Below are 18,198 nucleotides of genomic sequence, written 5' to 3' on the forward strand. Positions count from 1 at the left end.
AGTGTCTGGGGAAAGATCGCAGCCTCGTTGCACTCGGCAGCTCCTACGCAGCTCCTACAGCCGAGCGGGAGCGAGCTCGCTCGCCACGGTGCGTGTTTCACGCTTGAGCAAACGGTTTCAAAAATCTCCCGCAACCGCCATGCAGACGCACAGCCTCCCTCGGCTATACTCCCGGCAATTCAAAGCGTCCCGAGGTTTTACTGTGAAGAATTGGACATTGCGCCAACGCATCCTGGCGAGTTTTGCGGTGATCATCGCCATCATGCTGCTGATGGTGGTTGTCTCGTTTTCACGGTTGTGGAAGATCCAGGAAAGTGAAGAAAAGGTGCGGGTCGATGCGGTGCCAGGGGTTTACTACAGCTCCATGATCCGTGGCGGCTGGGTGGACAGCTATGTCTTGACCCAGCAGATCGTCGGCCTCTCCGGGAACCGGGAAATCACTGCGGAGGACAAGGCCCGCTATCAAGGCTTCGAGCAGCACCTGCGGGAAGAAATCCAGAACTATAAAGTCCTGATACAGAACCCTGCCGACCAGGCGTCGTTCGATGAGTTCGAGGGCTATCACCAAGCCTTCAACCAGGCCGTGGCCAAGGTCCTGGATCTTTACCAGCGCAAGGATTACGAAGGGGCGCGGCTGGCGTTGGATAAAGAGCTGACGCCTGCATGGTTGGGTGGCCGCGGACATTTGAATCAGATTATCGACCGCAACCGTGACCTGGCTGAAACGGCCACGCAAACCATTGATGATGCGGTGACGGCTGCCAAGGTCGCCATGGGCCTGTCATTCCTGGTTGCGCTGGTCATCGCCTTGTTGTGTGGCCTGTTGTTGATGCGCGCGATCATGGCGCCGATGAGCCGCATCGTCGAGATCCTCGAAGTGATGCGCAGCGGTGACCTGAGCGGACGCCTGGACCTGGCGCGCAAAGACGAATTCGGTGCGGTGGAGACCGGCTTCAACGACATGATGGCCGAGCTGACTGCCCTGGTGTCCCAGGCCCAGCGCTCGTCTGTCCAGGTCACCACGTCGGTGACCGAGATCGCCGCGACGTCCCGGCAGCAACAGGCCACAGCCACTGAAACCGCAGCGACCACCACCGAGATCGGTGCGACCTCCCGAGAAATCGCCGCGACGTCCCGCGACCTGGTGCGCACCATGACTGAAGTGTCCACCGCCGCCGACCAGGCCTCGGTCGCCGCCGGCTCCGGACAGCAAGGCCTGGCGCGCATGGAAGACACCATGCATTCGGTGATGGGCGCCGCCGACCTGGTCAACGCGAAGCTGGCGATCCTCAACGAGAAGGCCGGCAACATCAACCAGGTGGTAGTGACCATCGTCAAAGTGGCCGACCAGACCAACCTGTTGTCCCTCAACGCCGCCATCGAGGCTGAAAAAGCGGGTGAGTACGGTCGCGGGTTTGCCGTGGTTGCCACCGAAGTACGCCGCCTGGCCGACCAGACCGCCGTTGCCACCTATGACATCGAGCAGATGGTCCGCGAAATCCAGTCCGCTGTTTCGGCCGGCGTGATGGGCATGGACAAGTTCTCCGAGGAAGTGCGCCGTGGCATGGCCGAAGTGCAGCAGGTGGGCGAGCAGTTGTCGCAGATCATCCATCAGGTCCAGGCCCTGGCGCCGCGGGTACTGATGGTCAACGAGGGCATGCAGGCCCAGGCCACCGGAGCCGAGCAGATCAACCACGCGCTGGTGCAATTGGGTGATGCCAGCAGCCAGACCGTGGAGTCCCTGCGCCAGGCCAGTTCCGCCATCGACGAACTCAGTCAGGTAGCCGTGGGACTGCGCAGCGGCGTCTCGCGTTTCAAAGTCTGATGAGCGAGCCAGAAGCCCGCCGTGGCGCCGTTTCGGCGGCCCGGCAGACGTTGTTCCTGATGTTTTGCATCGGTAACGAGCGCTACGCCCTGCAAGCCACCGATGTGGTGGAAGTGTTGCCGCGCCTGCCGCTCAAGCCAATTGCCCGGACGCCGTCCTGGGTCGCGGGGGTATTTGCCTGGCGCGGCGTGGTGGTGCCGGTGATCGATCTGTGCGCGTTGACCTTCGGCCAGAGCGCCGAGGCGCGCACCAGCACCCGGCTGGTACTGGTGCAATATCGGCCGGGGGCGCAGCAGGCCGGGCAGGTGCTGGGCTTGATATTGGAGCAGGCCACCGACACCTTGCGCTGTGATCCGGCGGATTTCAAACCCTTTGGCCTGGACAATCGCCAGGCGCCTTACCTCGGTCCGGTACGCGAAGATGCACAAGGAATGATGCAATGGGTGCGGGTCAACGACTTGCTCGACGAATCCGTTCGCGCGCTGCTGTTTCCCTCGCCGCCGCTGAGTCCCGATGACGTCGAGGAACGGGCATGAACAGCGACCAGCGATTCTTCGACTTCCTCAAGGAACGCATCGGCCTGGACGTGACCTCCGTCGGCCCCGCCATTATCGAGCGGGCTGTGCGCCAGCGCGTCCTTGCCGTGCCCGGTCGAACCACCGATGACTACTGGCAAAGCTTGCAGCACTCCGCCCAGGAGCAACAGGCGCTGATTGAAGCAGTGATCGTTCCGGAGACCTGGTTCTTTCGCTACCCCGAGTCCTTCGCGACGCTGGCCCGGCTGGCAACCCAGCGCCTGGCCGACATCAAGCACCTGCGTGCCCTGCGTATCCTCAGCCTGCCGTGTTCCACTGGCGAGGAACCGTACTCGATCGCCATGGCTTTGTTCGATGCAGGCCTGGGGCCGCATCAGTTCAAGGTCGATGGCATGGACGTCAGTCCCTTGTCCGTGGACAAGGCCAGGCAGGCGCGTTACGGCCGCAACTCTTTCCGTGGCGCGGACATTGGCTTTCGGGAGCGATATTTCACTGCCGAGGACGAAGGCTATCGTCTCGACGAGCGGGTACGCGAACAGGTGCGCCTGCAAACGGGGAACGTGCTGGATCCGGCGTTGCTGGTAAACGAGGCACCCTACGACTTCGTGTTCTGCCGCAACCTGCTGATCTATTTCGACCAGCCGACCCAGCAGCAGGTGTTCGAGGTGCTCAAGCGCCTGACCCATCAGGACGGCGTGCTGTTCATCGGTCCCGCCGAGGGCAGTTTGCTCGGGCGGCTGGGCATGCGTTCGATCGGCATTGCCCAGTCGTTCGCCTTCAGCCGCCAGGGCGCACCGGAGCCGCAGCCGTTGCCCACGTTGATGCCGACGCCGCTGCCGATCCGCCAGCCGCCATCGCGCGTCGCAGCGCCCGTGAGTCGGCCGCGCCCGTTCGCCGCGAGTGTGACGCCGATTACCGAACCGAAAAGCAGCGACGCCGCGACGTTGCTGGCCAACATCGCCGCCCTGGCCAACGGTGGCAAGAGCGCCGAGGCGCGTGCGGTGTGCGAAGAATATCTGCGCAGCCACGCGCCAAACGCCCAGGTTTTCTATTGGCTGGGCCTGCTCAGTGACATGGCCGGCAATGCGCTGGAGGCCCAGGGGTTTTATCGCAAGGCGCTCTATCTTGAGCCGCAACACGCCGAGGCCCTGGTGCATCTGGCGGCGCTGCTGGCTTCCCAGGGAGACGCGGTCGGCGCCCGTCGATTGCAGGAACGCGCGGCCCGCAGTGGTCGCGCGGCAGACAGTGAGCACAAACGATGAGCGGTTCGGCTTCCTATAACGTGACCCATGACGACGCCCAGGCCATCGACGACTGCTGGAACCGCATCGGCGTGCATGGCGACAAATCCTGTCCCTTGCTGGCCGAGCACATCCATTGCCGCAATTGCTCGGTGTATTCGGCGGCGGCCACCCGTTTGCTCGACCGATATGCGCTGCGCCAGGATGATCGGGAGCTGGTTTATGTCCCGGTCGACAGCGATATTGTCACGCGTTCGCTGCTGATGTTCCGCCTGGGGGAAGAGTGGCTCGGCCTGAGCACCCGCAGCCTGGTGGAAGTGGCGCCCTTGCAGGCGATCCATTCGTTGCCCCACCAGCGTTCACGAGCCCTGCTGGGCGTGGCGAATGTACGCGGTGCCTTGGTGGCCTGCCTGTTGTTGGTGGAACTGCTGGGGTTGGAGCCGGGTTCGCCGGCGCCCTCCGGTGGGCGGATCATGCCACGCATGCTGATCGTCGCCGCGCAGGGCGGGCCGGTACTGATGCCGGTCGATGAAGTGGACGGCATCCATGCCATCGACGAACGCATCCTGGCGAACGCTTCGCCATCGACGGGCAAATACACCCGTGGCGTGCTGCAATTCAAAGGACGCAGCCTGCGTTGGCTGGATGAAGAGCAACTGCTGTCCGCCGTGTCCCGGAGCCTGTCATGACCCCCGACCAGATGCGCGATGCCTCGTTGCTGGAGCTGTTCAGCCTGGAAGCTGAAGCCCAGACCCAGGTCCTGAGCGCCGGTTTGCTGGCCCTGGAGCGCGATCCGACCCAGGCCGATCACCTGGAATCGTGCATGCGTGCGGCCCATTCGCTCAAGGGCGCGGCGCGAATCGTCGGGGTCGATGCCGGCGTCAGCGTGGCCCATGTGATGGAAGATTGCCTGGTCAGCGCCCAAGAGCGGCGGCTGGTCTTGCGCGCCGAGCATATCGACGCGCTGCTGCAGGGCACTGACTTGCTGACGCGTATCGCGACCCCCGGCAACAGCGTGTCTGCCGAGGACATCGAGGCCTATGTCGGGTTGTTGGGGCACCTGCTGGATCCGTCCGCAACGCCGGCCCCGGCTCCGGCTCCCACGGTCACGGCGCCGACCATCGAGATACCCGCCGAACCCGTGCGTAGCGAAGCGCCCGAGCCGACGTCCATGGAGCCGCTGGAACCGACCGCCAAGAAAAAACGCACCACCGAGGGCGGCGAGCGCGTCTTGCGGGTCACGGCCGGACGCCTCAACAGCCTGTTGGACCTGTCGAGCAAATCCCTCGTCGAGACCCAGCGCCTCAAGCCCTGGCTGGCGACGATGCAACGGATCAGGCGCCAGCAAAGCAATGGCCTGCGCGCCCTCGAAGACCTGAACGTGCATCTCAAGGATCACGCGCTGAGCCTGCAAGCCCAGGAAGCCCTCAACGATGCGCGGCGGCTGCTGGCCGAAACCCAACAGATGCTCGCGCAGAAGACCGCAGAGCTGGATGAGTTCGCCTGGCAGGCCAGCCAGCGGGCACAAGTGTTGTACGACACGGCACTGGCCTGTCGCATGCGACCGTTTGCCGATGTGCTTGCGGGGCAGGCGCGGATGGTGCGGGACTTGGGGCGCAGCCTGGGCAAACAGGTGCGCCTGGAAATCGAAGGCGAGAAAACCCAGGTCGATCGCGACGTACTGGAAAAACTCGAGGCACCGCTGACGCATCTGCTGCGTAACGCCGTCGACCACGGCATCGAGATGCCCGAGCAACGGGTGCTGGCAGGCAAGCCCGCCGAAGGCTTGATTCGCCTGCGCGCCTCCCATCAGGCCGGCCTGTTGGTGCTGGAGCTGGCGGATGATGGCGCCGGCGTGGACCTGGAGCGGGTGCGACGCACGATTGTCGAGCGCGGGCTTTCTCCCGAGCAGACCGCCGCCAGCCTGAGCGAAGAGGAACTGCTGACCTTCCTGTTCCTGCCGGGCTTCAGCCTGCGGGACAAGGTCACTGAAGTGTCCGGGCGCGGAGTCGGCCTGGATGCGGTCCAGCATATGGTCCGGCAGTTGCGCGGCGCGGTGGTGTTGGAGCAGACGGCGGGCGCCGGCAGTCGTTTCCACCTGGAAGTGCCGCTGACGCTGTCGGTGGTGCGCAGCCTGGTGGTGGAAGTCGGCGGCGAAGCCTACGCGTTCCCCTTGGCCCATATCGAGCGCATGTGCGACCTCGCGCCGCAAGACATCGTCCAGGTCGAAGGCCGCCAGCACTTCTGGCATGAAGGTCGCCATGTTGGCTTGGTGGCCGCCACGCAGTTGCTCAATCGCCCGGTGACGCCCAACAACGGCCAGGTCCTCAAGGTCGTGGTGATCCGCGAACGGGAGGTCATCTATGGCGTGGCGGTGGAACGGTTCATCGGTGAACGAACCCTCGTGGTGTTGCCTTTGGACGAGCGCCTGGGCAAGGTCCAGGACATTTCCGCCGGCGCCTTGCTCGACGACGGCTCGGTGGTGCTGATTGTCGACGTAGAAGACCTGCTGCGCTCGGTGGACAAGCTGCTCGATACCGGACGACTGGAACGCATCGCCCGGCAAAACGAAGCCCAGGCCCCGCGCAAGCGGATCCTGGTGGTCGATGATTCCCTGACCGTGCGCGAACTGGAGCGCAAGCTGCTGCTCAATCGCGGCTACGATGTGGCGGTGGCCGTGGACGGCATGGACGGTTGGAACGCGTTGCGCTCGGAGGATTTCGACTTGCTCATTACCGACATCGACATGCCGCGCATGGACGGTATCGAACTGGTGTCGCTGCTGCGGCGCGACAACCGCTTGCAATCGCTGCCGGTGATGGTGGTTTCCTACAAGGATCGCGAAGAAGATCGCCGCCGTGGCCTGGACGCCGGCGCCGACTATTATCTAGCCAAGGCGAGTTTCCATGACGACGCCTTGCTCGACGCCGTGGTCGAATTGATCGGAGGAGCACGCGCTTGAAGATCGCCATCGTCAATGACATGCCCCTGGCGGTCGAGGCCTTGCGCCGCGCGCTGGCGTTCGAGCCCGCGCATCAGCTGGTCTGGGTGGCCGTCAACGGCGCCGAGGCCGTGCAGCGTTGCCATGAATACACGCCGGACCTGATCCTGATGGACCTGTTCATGCCGATCATGGATGGCGTGGAGGCGACCCGGCGGATCATGGCCGACACGCCATGCGCCATCGTGATCGTCACCGGCGACAGCCAGCAGAACGTCCATCGCGTGTTCGAGGCCATGGGCCACGGTGCACTCGATGTGGTCGACACCCCGGCCCTGGGCGTCGGCAGGCCCGAGGACGCCGCGGCACCGCTGTTGCGCAAGATCGCCAACATCGGCTGGCTGATCGGCGAACGTGGCAACCGCGAACGCGCCGTGCCGGCTGCACAGCGGGCCTCGGTGTCACGCAACAGCCTGGTGGCGATCGGCTCGTCGGCTGGCGGCCCGGCGGCGCTGGAAGTGCTGCTCAAGGGCCTGCCGCGCGACTTCGCCCCGGCGATCGTGCTGGTCCAGCATGTGGACGAAGTGTTCGCCGCCGGCATGGCCGAGTGGCTCAGCGGTGTGTCGGGACTCGACGTCCGCCTGGCTCGCCAGGGCGAGACGCCGCAAAGCGGCACGGTGCTGTTGGCCGGGACCAATCATCATTTGCGCCTGTTGAAAAATGGCACGCTGGCCTACACCGCCGAGCCGGTCAATGAGATCTATCGGCCTTCCATCGATGTGTTTTTCGAGAGTGTCGCCAACTTCTGGAGCGGTGATGCGGTGGGCGTCTTGCTCACCGGCATGGGCCGCGACGGTGCGCAAGGGCTTAAACTCATGCGTCAGCAGGGCTGCGTGACCATCGCCCAGGACCAGCAGAGCAGCGCGGTATACGGCATGCCCAAGGCGGCGGCGGCCATCGACGCGGCTGCGCAGATCCTGGCGCTGGATAAAATAGCGCCACGCTTGGTGGAGATTTTCACCCAATGACCAACCCCCGCACCCTAGGCAGTATTCAGGTGAGCCCCCATGAATGATCTACAGCTCGACGATTTCAAGCGCGATGAGAATGCCGCGATGGTGTTGCTCGTCGACGACCAGGCGATGATCGGCGAGGCGGTGCGACGCGGGCTGTCGAACGAACAGAACATCGATTTCCACTTCTGCTCCGATCCGCACCAGGCCATCGCCCACGCCGTGCGAATCAAGCCGACGGTGATTCTCCAGGACTTGGTGATGCCAGGCCTCGACGGCCTGAGCCTGGTTCGCGAGTACCGCAGTCATCCGGCGACCCGCGACATTCCGATCATTGTCCTGTCGACCAAGGAGGACCCGTTGATCAAGAGCGCGGCGTTCGCCGCCGGGGCCAATGACTATCTGGTCAAGTTGCCGGACAACATCGAACTGGTGGCGCGCATTCGCTATCACTCCCGCTCCTACAAGATGCTCTTGCAGCGCGACGCGGCCTTTCGTGCATTGCGGGTCAGCCAGCAGCAGTTGCTGGACACCAATCTGGTGCTGCAACGGCTGATGAATTCCGATGGCCTGACCGGCCTGTCGAACCGCCGGCACTTCGATGAATACCTGGAACTGGAGTGGAGAAGGGCGCTGCGGGACCAGTCCCAATTGTCGCTGTTGATGATCGACGTGGATTACTTCAAGTCCTACAACGACAATTTCGGCCACCTCGAGGGTGATGAAGCGCTGCGCAAGGTCGCCACGGCGATCCGCGACTCATGCAGCCGGCCTTCCGACCTGCCGGCCCGCTATGGCGGCGAGGAATTCGCGCTGGTCTTGCCTGGCACGTCCCCTGGCGGTGCGCGGCTGATGGCCGAAAAACTGCGCCAGAGCGTCGTCGCCCTGAAAATCCCCCACACCACGCCTGACGGAGGCGAGAACCTGACCATCAGCATCGGCGTCTCGACCTTCACCCCGCAGCAGGGCAGCGATTGCCGGGAGTTGATCCTGGCGGCGGACAAGGGGCTGTACATGGCCAAGCACAATGGGCGGAATCGGGTTGGCGTCGAATAGGCCTCTGCGAGATGGCTGTTGTGGCGAGGGCGCCTGCTCCCGCTGGGTCGTAGGCGCTGGCGAAGCCTCGGGCCGCGTTCGGACGATCTTTTGATCTTTCGCTTGGTATTCAAGTGTCTGGGGAAAGATCGCAGCCTCGTTGCACTCGGCAGCTCCTACGCAGCTCCTACAGCCCAGCGGGAGCAGGCTCCCTCGCCACGGGGGCGGTGTTGAATGTTCATTCCCCCTAAAGCCGCCAGGCGGGCTGCCGCTGACGCTTGATTACGTTATACTCGCCGGCTTTCAAAAGTTCGCCAACGAGTGCTGCCCGCCATGGAAATCAACCCGATCCTGAACACCATCAAGGACCTGTCCGAGCGCTCCGAAACTATTCGGGGGTATCTTTGACTACGATCAAAAGCATGAGCGCCTGACCGAAGTCAATCGCGAGCTTGAAGATCCGAATGTCTGGAACAACCCTTCGTACGCCCAGGAACTGGGCCGCGAGCGTGCTGCGCTGGCGCAGATCGTCGAGACCCTGGACGAATTGTCCAGCGGCCTGGCCGACTGCCGCGACCTGCTGGACATGGCTGTCGAAGAGAACGACGAAGGCGCGGTCGGCGATGTCGTCGCCGAGCTGACGCGCCTGGACGAGAACCTCGCCAAGCTGGAATTCCGTCGCATGTTCAGCGGCGAGATGGACATGAACAACGCCTACCTGGACATCCAGGCCGGTTCCGGCGGCACCGAAGCCCAGGACTGGGCCAACATCCTGCTGCGCATGTACCTGCGCTGGGCCGACAAACGCGGTTTCGACGCGACCATCATGGAGCTGTCGGCCGGTGAAGTCGCCGGGATCAAGGGCGCCACCGTGCACATCAAGGGTGAATACGCCTTTGGCTGGCTGCGGACCGAGATCGGTGTGCACCGCCTGGTGCGCAAGAGCCCGTTCGACTCCGGCAACCGTCGCCACACCTCGTTCTCGGCGGTATTTGTCTCGCCGGAAATCGATGACAACATCGAGATCGAGATCAACCCGGCCGACCTGCGCATCGACACCTACCGTTCCTCCGGGGCCGGTGGCCAGCACGTCAACACCACTGACTCGGCCGTGCGGATCACCCACGTACCGACCAACACCGTGGTCAGTTGCCAGAACGAACGTTCCCAGCACGCGAACAAAGACACCGCGATGAAGATGCTGCGGGCCCGCTTGTACGAGCAGGAAGTGCAGAAGCGCAACGCCGCGTCCCAGGCCCTGGAAGACACCAAGTCCGACATCGGCTGGGGTCACCAGATCCGCTCGTACGTGCTCGACGCCTCGCGGATCAAGGACCTGCGCACCAGCATCGAACGCAGCGACTGCGACAAAGTGCTCGACGGCGACATCGATGAATACCTGATCGCCAGCCTCAAGCAAGGGCTGTAACGCGACACCCACGCGGTGGGCAGGCACGCTTCCCTGGGAGCGAGGCCTGCCCGCAAACTCCGGCCCCGGGGCCGGGGGCAACGAACCTGTGATGGAAACCTTAAAGACATGAGCGACCTAGAACTCGACCCGCAAGCCCTGCAACAGGAAGAAAACTCCCTGATCGCCCTGCGCAAGGAAAAGCTTGCTGCCGAGCGCGCCAAGGGCCAGGCCTTCCCCAACGACTTCCGCCGCGACGCCTATTGCGACGTCCTGCAGAAGAAGTACGCGGACAAGACCAAGGAAGAGCTGGCCGAGGCGGCGATTCCGGTCAAGGTTGCCGGTCGCATCATGCTCAACCGTGGTTCGTTCATGGTGATCCAGGACATGACCGGGCGCATCCAGGTCTACGTCAATCGCAAGACCCTGCCGGAAGAAACCCTGGCCGCCGTCAAGACCTGGGACCTGGGCGACATCATCGCCGCCGAAGGCACCCTGGCCCGCTCCGGCAAGGGCGACCTTTACGTCGAAATGACCAACGTGCGCTTGCTGACCAAGTCCCTGCGCCCATTGCCGGACAAGCACCACGGCCTGACCGACACCGAGCAGCGCTATCGCCAGCGCTACGTCGACCTGATCGTCAACGAAGACGTGCGCCAGACCTTCCGCGTGCGTTCGCAAGTCATCGCCCACATCCGCAGCTTCCTGATGAAGCGTGACTTCCTCGAAGTCGAGACGCCGATGCTGCAGACCATCCCTGGCGGCGCGGCGGCCAAGCCGTTCGAAACCCACCACAACGCCCTGGACATGGAAATGTTCCTGCGTATCGCGCCGGAGCTGTACCTCAAGCGCCTGGTTGTGGGTGGCTTCGAGAAAGTCTTCGAGATCAACCGCAACTTCCGTAACGAAGGCGTTTCGACCCGGCACAACCCCGAGTTCACCATGCTCGAGTTCTACCAGGCCTACGCCGACTACGAAGACAACATGGACCTGACCGAGGAACTGTTCCGCGAGCTGGCGCAGTTGGTCTTGGGCAGCACCGACGTGCCGTACGGCGACAAGGTGTTCCACTTCGGCGAGCCGTTCGTGCGCCTGTCGGTGTTCGACTCGATCCTCAAGTACAACCCGGAAATCACCGCCGCCGACCTGCAAGACATCGACAAGGCCCGTGCCATTGCCAAGAAGGCCGGCGCCAAGGTGCTCGGCTTCGAAGGCCTGGGCAAGCTGCAAGTGATGATTTTCGAAGAACTGGTCGAGCACAAGCTGGAGCAGCCGCACTTCATCACCCAGTACCCGTTCGAAGTGTCGCCGCTGGCCCGTCGCAACGACGAGAACCCAAGCGTGACCGACCGCTTCGAGCTGTTCATCGGTGGTCGTGAAATCGCCAACGCCTACTCCGAGCTCAATGACGCGGAAGACCAGGCCGAGCGCTTCATGGCCCAGGTGGCCGACAAGGACGCCGGCGACGACGAAGCCATGCACTACGATGCCGACTTCGTGCGTGCCCTGGAGTACGGCATGCCGCCAACGGCCGGCGAAGGGATCGGCATCGATCGCCTGGTGATGTTGCTGACCAACTCACCGTCGATCCGCGATGTCATTCTCTTCCCGCACATGCGGCCCCAAGCGTAAGTGATTCAAATAAAAAGCCGCCTCGATGGGCGGCTTTTTATTGCCTGTCTGGTACAAACGTATCAATTGGTTACTTCTGAAATAGCGAGGAAAGACCTGTCGTGAATCGTGCAATGGCTCAAGAAGGTGCAGCGGGCGTCGCCACTGCTGTGGCTGAAAGTGTTCAGTACCAAGGTCGCAAGGCCAGCCGACAGGGCAGTGAACAGCGCCGACAGAAGATTCTCGACGCGGCCATGCGCATTGTCGTGCGCGATGGCGTACGGGCGGTGCGACACCGCGCGGTGGCCGCCGAAGCGGGCGTGCCGCTGTCGGCCACTACGTATTACTTCAAGGACATCGACGACCTGCTCACCGACACGTTCGCCCAATACGTGGAGCGCAGCGCAGCCTTCATGGCCAAGTTGTGGGCCAATAACGAGGGCCTGCTGCGCGAAATGGTCGCCTATGGGGACGGCAGCGCCGAGTCGCGCTCGCAATTGGCCGACGACATCGCGCGGATGACCGCTGATTACGTGCAGCATCAACTGCAGAGCCGTCGCGACTATCTGATGGCCGAACAAGCGTTCCGCCAGGAAGCGTTGCTCAACCCGCGACTGGCGGTGCTGGTACGCTCCCATCAGCAAATCCTGTTGCACGGCACGTGTCAGTTTTTCCAGGTTCTGGGCTCGCGCGAGCCGCAACAGGATGCCAAAGTGTTGACGGCGATTATCGGACGGATGGAATATCAGGGCTTGCTCAATGGCGCCGAGCCGGTAGCCGACGAAGACATGCTCGGCATCCTGACCCGCTACATGCACCTGGTACTGGCGTCGGTGTAGCCCAGATGGGTTCACCACAGCCCTTGTGGCGAGGGAGCTTGTTCCCGCTGGGCCGTAGGAGCTGTCGAGTGCAACGAGGCTGCGATCTTTCCCCAGACACTTGAGTCTCAAGCGAAAGATCAAAAGATCGTCCGAACGCGGCCCGAGCCTTCGGCAGCTTCTACAGCAACCCAGCGGGGCGGTGCGACGTTTCGCTAAATCCCCTCGCCACAGACCATAGGGAGTTTCAATGAAAGCCTGGCGTGCCGTTGTCCTGGCCCTGTCGTTGCTGTTGCTCAGTGGTTGCCTGGTGTCGTTCAAGGCGCCATTGCCCGACAGCGAAGCCGCGCCCAAGGGCCTGCTCGGCCACTGGACCAGCACCAACGCCTGGGGCGAGCCGTTGAACCTGGAACTGACGGAAGTCGGCAAGCACCATTACCAGGCCATCAGTTACTTCAGGGCCAAGCCCCAGGAACGCGAAGCCATTCCCCTGACGGTCTCTCGCCACGGCAGCCGCTGGTACCTGTCGGCAAAAGTGCCGGCCCGGTTTGGCGGACATTTCGTCATCGCCGGTTTCGAACTGACCGACAAGCAGGAACTGGTGGTCTACAACCTGGACATGGAACAGATCAACCAGGCCATCGGCCAGAAACGCCTCAGCGGCCAGCCCAACCCGAGCGAAGAGGGTGATGGTGTGCTGGTGGACAGCGACATGAACACAGTTTTCAGCTACCTCGATGACCCGGCCAATTCCGACGTTTTTTCGGAAGCCGTGCGCTACCAGCGACTGGTCAAATCCCAATAACGGTTACAAGCGGACGTTTTTTCACAGGAGTTCCGGGTGGACGATTACCAGCAGACGATACGCACCTTGTCCGATCGCATTGTGCTGGCGCAGACGCCGATTCGCATTCTCGACGCGGTGAAGTGGGACGAGAACATCCGCAAGGGGTTTCTCAAGGCCAAGGGCAAGGAACTGCCGGCGGTTGACCGCGATTATTACCTCAACCGACCCCTGTCGTTCGACTCCAGCAAAGTGAAGCTGGAGTTCCAGAACATCGAGCGCGACATCACGCGCCAGCTCGGGCAGTTCAACCCGGTTGGCCAGATCATGCGTCGCATGTGCAAGGAATACCGCATGGTGGTGCGCATGCTCGAAGCGCGTGGCACCGAGGATTTCGGGCTGATCTCCCAGGAACTGTACGGCGCCGCCTCCGACGCCTTCCACGCTGGCGACCCGACCCTGGCCGACCTGGGCTTGATGCTGTCCGATTACCTGAACAACATCGACGGCCGTGGCGACCTCAAGGACGAGCCCAAGGTGCTCAGCGCCAAGGAAGCCGTCGGCCTGTTGCAACACCGCCTCAACCGGGTGTTCGGCGAGGCCGAGGAAACCATCCGCGTGTTCGAGTCCGACGGCATCGTCGCTGACGCGGCGGCGGGCGCCGACTACATCAAGATCCGCACTGACGCGATGTTCAACGAGCGCGACGTGCGTGCACTTGAGGTCCACGAAGGGCTGGTGCACGTCGGCACCACCCTCAACGGCTTGAACCAGCCGATCTGCACCTTCCTGTCCAAAGGCCCGCCCTCGTCGACGGTGACCCAGGAAGGCCTGGCGATCCTCATGGAGATCATCACCTTCGCGTCCTACCCGAGTCGCCTGCGCAAGCTCACCAACCGCACCCGGGCCATTCATATGGTGGAAGAGGGCGCCGATTTCCTGCAGGTCTTCGAGTTCTTCCGCGAGCAGGGTTTTGAAATGGCCGAAAGCTACGGCAACGCCAGCCGGGTGTTCCGTGGCTCGGTGCCGACCGGTCTGCCATTCACCAAAGACTTGTCCTACCTCAAGGGCTTCATCATGGTTTACAACTACATTCAGCTCGCCGTGCGCAAAGGCAAGCTGGAGCAGGTGCCGCTGCTGTTCTGCGGCAAGACCACCCTGGAGGACATGCGTACGTTGCGCCAGTTGGTGGATGAAGGCCTCGTCGTACCGCCCAAGTACCTGCCCGAGCAGTTCCGTGACATGAACGCGCTGTCGGCCTGGATGTGCTTCTCCAACTTCTTGAACCACCTGAGCCTGGATCGGATCGAAGCGGATTATTCCAATATCCTCTAATCGCACCACCAATCCCTGTGGGAGCGAGCTTGCTCGCGAAGAGGCCATCAAATTCAACATCATCGTCTCAGACACACCGCTATCGTCGGATCGCCGCCCGGAGCAAGCTCGCTCCCACAAGGGGGGTATAACTTCTGATTTTTACGAGGCTTCACCGGATGCGAACCCTCGGCATCATTTGCCTGCTGCTGGCCCTGACCGGCTGCAGCTCCTTGCTGTTCTACCCGGAACGCGGCCTGCCCTTCACGCCGGAACGGGCCCGGCTCGAGTACCGCGACGTCACCCTGGCCACCGCTGACGGGTTGAAGCTGCATGGCTGGTGGCTGCCGGTTAAACCGGGTGTCGAAGTCAAGGGCACGGTGCTGCATCTGCACGGCAATGGCGGCAACCTGGCCTGGCACCTCGGTGGAAGCTGGTGGCTGCCGGAGCAGGGCTATCAGGTGTTGATGGTCGATTACCGGGGTTACGGCGTGTCCGAAGGCGAGCCGAGCCTGCCGGCGATTTACCAGGACATCGACGCAGCCTTCAAATGGCTCGACCAGTCGCCCGAGGTCCAGGGCAAGCCGTTGGTGCTGCTCGGCCAGAGCCTGGGCGGCGCATTGGCGGTGCATTACCTGGTCGAGCATCCCCAGCGCCAGCAACAGATCAAGGCGTTGGTGCTCGATGGCGTACCCGCCAGTTATCGCGATGTCGGGCGTTTTGCCCTGAGTACGTCATGGCTGACCTGGGCGTTCCAGGTGCCGCTGTCGTGGCTGGTGCCGGACGGTGACAGCGCCATCGGCTCGATCGCGCAATTGAACGGTGTGCCAAAACTGATCTACCACAGCCTCGATGACCCGATCGTGCCCCTTTCCAACGGCATCCGCTTGTATCAAGCTGCGCCGCCGCCCAGGGTGTTGCAACTGACACGCGGCGGGCATGTGCAGACCTTCGCCGACCCGACTTGGCGAACGGTGATGTTGCGCTACCTCGACGACCCCCGGCACTTCGATGGCCTGCGCCGCCTGGGCGAAATTCCGAACTACCCGAAATCCCCCGTTGACTCATCCGAGAACCCGCAATGAGCGAAGAACGTAACGCCATCCCCCTGATCATCACCGGTATCTGCAGCATCCTCGGCACCGTCGCGGTGCTGTGGTACTACGGCTACCTGCATTTCGCCAAGCCCGAGGATGCGTTGCTGCTCAACCAGTTCACCATGCTCAAGACCGTGCCGGGCGAGGACTACAAAGTCTCCCTGGAGCCGGCGCCGCAGGTCGCCCAGTGCATCGATGGCGTGCTGGTGTTGTTCGACACCGAGCAGAAAGGCCTGACCGGCGTGCTGATCAACGAGAAGAAGCGTGCGGTGCGGTGCATGGGGCAGGAAACCCCACAAAAACTGCAGCCGTAATCCAATCTCAAGGACACCGCTATCCCTTGTGGGAGCGAGCTTGCTCGCGATAGCGGTGGATCTGTCAAGGCCTATGTCGACTGACCTGCCGCTATCGCGAGCAAGCTCGCTCCCACAGGGATTGTATACAGCCAAATATCTTCAGCCATGGAAAAGCCCCGCCTGACCCACTCAGGCGGGGCTTTTCGTTTCATTCAACCGATCAGTTGGCGCTCATGGTCGAGCGCGGGGCGACGGGCTGGTTGTCGTTGGAGATGGTCACTTCCACGCGACGGTTCATGGCGCGGCCCGAGACGCTGGTGTTGTCGGCGACCGGGAATTCCTTGCCATAACCCTGGGTCACGATGCGGGCTGGATCGACGCCCATTTTCACCAGGGCCGTGCGCACGGAGCTGGCACGGCGCTCGGACAGCGACTGGTTGTACGAGTCCGAGCCGGTGCTGTCGGTGTAGCCTTCGATGATCACCTTGCGATCCGGGTTTTCCTGGAGGAACTGCGCAAGCTTGCTCACGTTGGTCATGCCGCTGGCGCGCAGGTCGGATTTGTTGGTGGCAAACAGCACGTCGCCGAAGGTCACCAGGGTACCGCGCTCGGTCTGCTTGGCGTTGAGGCTGTCCTGCAGCTGCTTGATCTGCGCGTTACGGGCTTCCAGCAATGCACGGGCGCGTTCGTCACCGGCGTTTTTCAGCTCGGCTTCGGCGTTGCGCAGGGCGATGGTCTGCTTGGCCACTTCGACGCGCTGGTTGGTCAGGTAGGCCAACTGGTCGACCTTGGCTTCGTCTTCGTTATCCAGGTAGGCCTTGTCGGCCTTGGCCAGGAAATCGGCGGCGTCCTTGGTTTCCAGCGCAGCCACTTTAGTCGCCGCCGGATCGGCCTGCAGGCCGTTGTAGTTGGTGCGCGCCTGTTCCAGGTTGGCGTTCGGATCGTGGGAGCAAGCGGCCAGGGCTACGCAGGCGGCAAGCAGGGCGGGCATCATGAAATGTTTGTGCGTCATAGTCTGTCGTCCTTTTATCGATGAGAAATACGTCGTGGCGTGAGCGGTTTACTGAACCTTGTTCATGCCTTCCTGACGCAGTTCCTGAACCCCTTTCTGAGAGTCCTTGAGAGCCTGTTCGGCCTTGGCGGCCTGGGCCTTGCGCTCAGCGACGCGGGCATCCCATTCGGCCTGTTCGGCCAGACGCTTGGCCTCTTCGTAGTTCTCGTCGTGCATGGCGATTTCGGCTTGCTTGAGTTTGTCCTGGGCCGATTTCATTTCCACCGCGGCGAACTCGGTACCACCGGCGCTGACGGCGCTGTTGACCGCCGATTGCGTGACCGCGTATTGCTCCGAAGGTGGATTGCCGGCACAACCGGCCAGGATGAAGCTGCTACCGATAGCCAGGGCAGCCAACTTCAGGCCGCGCAGGCCAGTGGATGAGGGTTTGGCAGTGCAGGTATTCATAGGCTTCAACTCCATTGGAAAACTCCTGAAAAAACACGAATCCATGCTGGGACCGAAGCCGTGACGTCTGTTTTGGCGCGGGCGCCAGGGCGCGTTTATTTAAACGGCCGTTCCAGTATGGTTACTCGGTGTGACCCGAGGCGTTTTTCAAAAGTTCAGGCAAGGATGGCCATTCGCCAAAAGAATTGCTGACTGATCGGTCAGGGGTAAAAAAGCTGAACTTTCAAGGCGTGCAGCGGTATTCCGAGCGCCGTGAGACGTGCATTTTTTGGCGCGATGCGCGTGTAGGAGCTGCCGAGCGAAGCGAGGCTGCGATCTTTCGCCTGACACTTGAATTCCGAGTGAAAGATCAAAAGATCGCAGCCTCGCTTCGCTCGCCAGCTCCTACAGGAGTCAATGCAGGAGTCAGTGTTTGGATTTGTCGTTCTGCGAGGAGAGTTCGTGCAGATGGCGGCGGGACAATGCGAGGAACCGCGGGGTCGGTCCCACGTCTTCGTACAGCGGATCGCCTTCTTCATCGGTGGCCACTACCTGCGATCCCCTGACGTAGGGAAAGCTGGCTTCCAGCTCTTCCAGTGCCGCGCCGATGAGTTCACCGAGCAACTCTTCAGGGTGGCGCTTGGGGTACATGTCGCAGATGGCCGCCAGGCGTGCCGCAGCCTCGACGTCGAGATGAATCGTGTAGCCGGTCTGGGTCAGGCGACCCTTGGCGTTTTCTTCCCAATGCTGGGCAAGCTCACGGATTTTCATGATGACCTCAATAGCCCTGCTTTTGGCGGGCGCGATAGTGACAAGCCGTCGTGTGGCTTATCCATGAGAC

General features: G+C 62.5%; 17 protein-coding genes. 14 read left to right on the top strand and 3 right to left on the bottom strand.

Annotated elements, in window-relative coordinates; all coding sequences use genetic code 11:
- Positions 1 to 202 precede the first annotated feature (202 nt).
- The 14 genes from M8Q45_RS02580 to M8Q45_RS02645 all read left to right on the top strand — a co-directional run bounded on the left by M8Q45_RS02580 (position 203) and on the right by M8Q45_RS02645 (position 15,937).
- Positions 203 to 1,825 (top strand): methyl-accepting chemotaxis protein, encoded by a 1,623-nt coding sequence (locus tag M8Q45_RS02580; RefSeq protein WP_249873460.1) that lies wholly within the window; start codon positions 203 to 205, stop codon positions 1,823 to 1,825.
- Positions 1,825 to 2,361 (top strand): chemotaxis protein CheW, encoded by a 537-nt coding sequence (locus M8Q45_RS02585; RefSeq protein WP_249873461.1) that lies wholly within the window; start codon positions 1,825 to 1,827, stop codon positions 2,359 to 2,361. Before M8Q45_RS02580 ends, M8Q45_RS02585 begins: the two co-directional genes overlap by 1 nt.
- Entirely contained in the window at positions 2,358 to 3,623 is a 1,266-nt protein-coding gene (locus tag M8Q45_RS02590; protein ID WP_249873462.1) for a CheR family methyltransferase, read from the top strand. Before M8Q45_RS02585 ends, M8Q45_RS02590 begins: the two co-directional genes overlap by 4 nt.
- Positions 3,620 to 4,291: a chemotaxis protein CheW gene (locus M8Q45_RS02595; protein WP_249873463.1), complete on the top strand. Its 672-nt coding sequence runs from the start codon at positions 3,620 to 3,622 to the stop codon at positions 4,289 to 4,291. Before M8Q45_RS02590 ends, M8Q45_RS02595 begins: the two co-directional genes overlap by 4 nt.
- Entirely contained in the window at positions 4,288 to 6,564 is a 2,277-nt protein-coding gene (locus M8Q45_RS02600) for a hybrid sensor histidine kinase/response regulator (protein ID WP_249873464.1), read from the top strand. The genes M8Q45_RS02595 and M8Q45_RS02600 overlap by 4 nt, the downstream gene beginning before the upstream one ends.
- Positions 6,561 to 7,571, top strand: coding sequence for a chemotaxis response regulator protein-glutamate methylesterase (locus M8Q45_RS02605; protein ID WP_249873465.1), 1,011 nt, complete (start codon positions 6,561 to 6,563; stop codon positions 7,569 to 7,571). Before M8Q45_RS02600 ends, M8Q45_RS02605 begins: the two co-directional genes overlap by 4 nt.
- Before the next feature lie 39 nt (positions 7,572 to 7,610).
- Positions 7,611 to 8,612: a response regulator gene (locus M8Q45_RS02610; protein ID WP_249873466.1), complete on the top strand. Its 1,002-nt coding sequence runs from the start codon at positions 7,611 to 7,613 to the stop codon at positions 8,610 to 8,612.
- Between the two features lie 312 nt (positions 8,613 to 8,924).
- Positions 8,925 to 10,020, top strand: a protein-coding gene (gene prfB / locus M8Q45_RS02615) for a peptide chain release factor 2 (RefSeq protein ID WP_152632816.1) whose coding sequence is annotated in 2 segments (ribosomal slippage) — positions 8,925 to 8,996 and positions 8,998 to 10,020 — 1,095 coding nt in all. Because the reading frame shifts where the segments join, the coding sequence is not laid out codon by codon here.
- Positions 10,021 to 10,128: 108 nt separating this feature from the next.
- Positions 10,129 to 11,631, top strand: a complete 1,503-nt coding sequence (lysS, locus tag M8Q45_RS02620) for a lysine--tRNA ligase (RefSeq protein ID WP_249873467.1) — start codon at positions 10,129 to 10,131, stop codon at positions 11,629 to 11,631.
- Positions 11,632 to 11,732: 101 nt separating this feature from the next.
- Positions 11,733 to 12,449, top strand: a complete 717-nt coding sequence (locus tag M8Q45_RS02625; RefSeq protein WP_249873468.1) for a TetR/AcrR family transcriptional regulator — start codon at positions 11,733 to 11,735, stop codon at positions 12,447 to 12,449.
- 229 nt (positions 12,450 to 12,678) lie between these two features.
- On the top strand, positions 12,679 to 13,233 hold the full coding sequence (locus M8Q45_RS02630; protein WP_249873469.1) for a hypothetical protein: 555 nt from the start codon (positions 12,679 to 12,681) through the stop codon (positions 13,231 to 13,233).
- 36 nt (positions 13,234 to 13,269) lie between these two features.
- Positions 13,270 to 14,547: a flavohemoglobin expression-modulating QEGLA motif protein gene (locus M8Q45_RS02635; protein WP_181289143.1), complete on the top strand. Its 1,278-nt coding sequence runs from the start codon at positions 13,270 to 13,272 to the stop codon at positions 14,545 to 14,547.
- A 158-nt stretch (positions 14,548 to 14,705) separates the two neighbouring features.
- Positions 14,706 to 15,611, top strand: coding sequence for an alpha/beta hydrolase (locus M8Q45_RS02640; protein ID WP_249873470.1), 906 nt, complete (start codon positions 14,706 to 14,708; stop codon positions 15,609 to 15,611).
- Positions 15,608 to 15,937 (top strand): PA3694 family proteiin, encoded by a 330-nt coding sequence (locus tag M8Q45_RS02645; protein WP_030139524.1) that lies wholly within the window; start codon positions 15,608 to 15,610, stop codon positions 15,935 to 15,937. Before M8Q45_RS02640 ends, M8Q45_RS02645 begins: the two co-directional genes overlap by 4 nt.
- 202 nt (positions 15,938 to 16,139) lie before the next feature.
- On the opposite strand, the gene lptF is transcribed toward M8Q45_RS02645, so the two are convergent.
- The 3 genes from lptF to M8Q45_RS02660 form a co-directional block, all read right to left on the bottom strand.
- Entirely contained in the window at positions 16,140 to 16,931 is a 792-nt protein-coding gene (lptF, locus tag M8Q45_RS02650) for a lipotoxin F family OmpA-related lipoprotein LptF (RefSeq protein ID WP_039592023.1), read from the bottom strand.
- A gap of 48 nt (positions 16,932 to 16,979) precedes the next feature.
- The gene (locus M8Q45_RS02655) at positions 16,980 to 17,393 is read right to left on the bottom strand and encodes a DUF4398 domain-containing protein (protein ID WP_014336761.1); all 414 of its coding nucleotides are present in this window, start codon (positions 17,391 to 17,393) and stop codon (positions 16,980 to 16,982) included.
- Positions 17,394 to 17,783: 390 nt separating this feature from the next.
- Positions 17,784 to 18,128, bottom strand: a complete 345-nt coding sequence (locus M8Q45_RS02660; protein WP_030139522.1) for a hypothetical protein — start codon at positions 18,126 to 18,128, stop codon at positions 17,784 to 17,786.
- Positions 18,129 to 18,198: the final 70 nt, after the last annotated feature.

Source organism: Pseudomonas sp. T1.Ur (assembly GCF_023516725.1).
GTDB lineage: Bacteria > Pseudomonadota > Gammaproteobacteria > Pseudomonadales > Pseudomonadaceae > Aquipseudomonas > Aquipseudomonas alvandae.

Bases quoted from the DNA above. Each gene is read 5' to 3' on its own strand.
- M8Q45_RS02640 (WP_249873470.1), top strand. From the start codon at position 14,706: ATGCGAACCCTCGGCATCATTTGCCTGCTGCTGGCCCTGACCGGCTGC.
- M8Q45_RS02610 (WP_249873466.1), top strand. From the start codon at position 7,611: ATGAATGATCTACAGCTCGACGATTTCAAGCGCGATGAGAATGCCGCG.
- M8Q45_RS02660 (WP_030139522.1), bottom strand. From the start codon at position 18,128: ATGAAAATCCGTGAGCTTGCCCAGCATTGGGAAGAAAACGCCAAGGGT.
- M8Q45_RS02585 (WP_249873461.1), top strand. From the start codon at position 1,825: ATGAGCGAGCCAGAAGCCCGCCGTGGCGCCGTTTCGGCGGCCCGGCAG.
- M8Q45_RS02595 (WP_249873463.1), top strand. From the start codon at position 3,620: ATGAGCGGTTCGGCTTCCTATAACGTGACCCATGACGACGCCCAGGCC.
- lptF (WP_039592023.1), bottom strand. From the start codon at position 16,931: ATGACGCACAAACATTTCATGATGCCCGCCCTGCTTGCCGCCTGCGTA.
- M8Q45_RS02630 (WP_249873469.1), top strand. From the start codon at position 12,679: ATGAAAGCCTGGCGTGCCGTTGTCCTGGCCCTGTCGTTGCTGTTGCTC.
- M8Q45_RS02600 (WP_249873464.1), top strand. From the start codon at position 4,288: ATGACCCCCGACCAGATGCGCGATGCCTCGTTGCTGGAGCTGTTCAGC.
- M8Q45_RS02590 (WP_249873462.1), top strand. From the start codon at position 2,358: ATGAACAGCGACCAGCGATTCTTCGACTTCCTCAAGGAACGCATCGGC.
- lysS (WP_249873467.1), top strand. From the start codon at position 10,129: ATGAGCGACCTAGAACTCGACCCGCAAGCCCTGCAACAGGAAGAAAAC.
- M8Q45_RS02655 (WP_014336761.1), bottom strand. From the start codon at position 17,393: ATGGAGTTGAAGCCTATGAATACCTGCACTGCCAAACCCTCATCCACT.
- M8Q45_RS02645 (WP_030139524.1), top strand. From the start codon at position 15,608: ATGAGCGAAGAACGTAACGCCATCCCCCTGATCATCACCGGTATCTGC.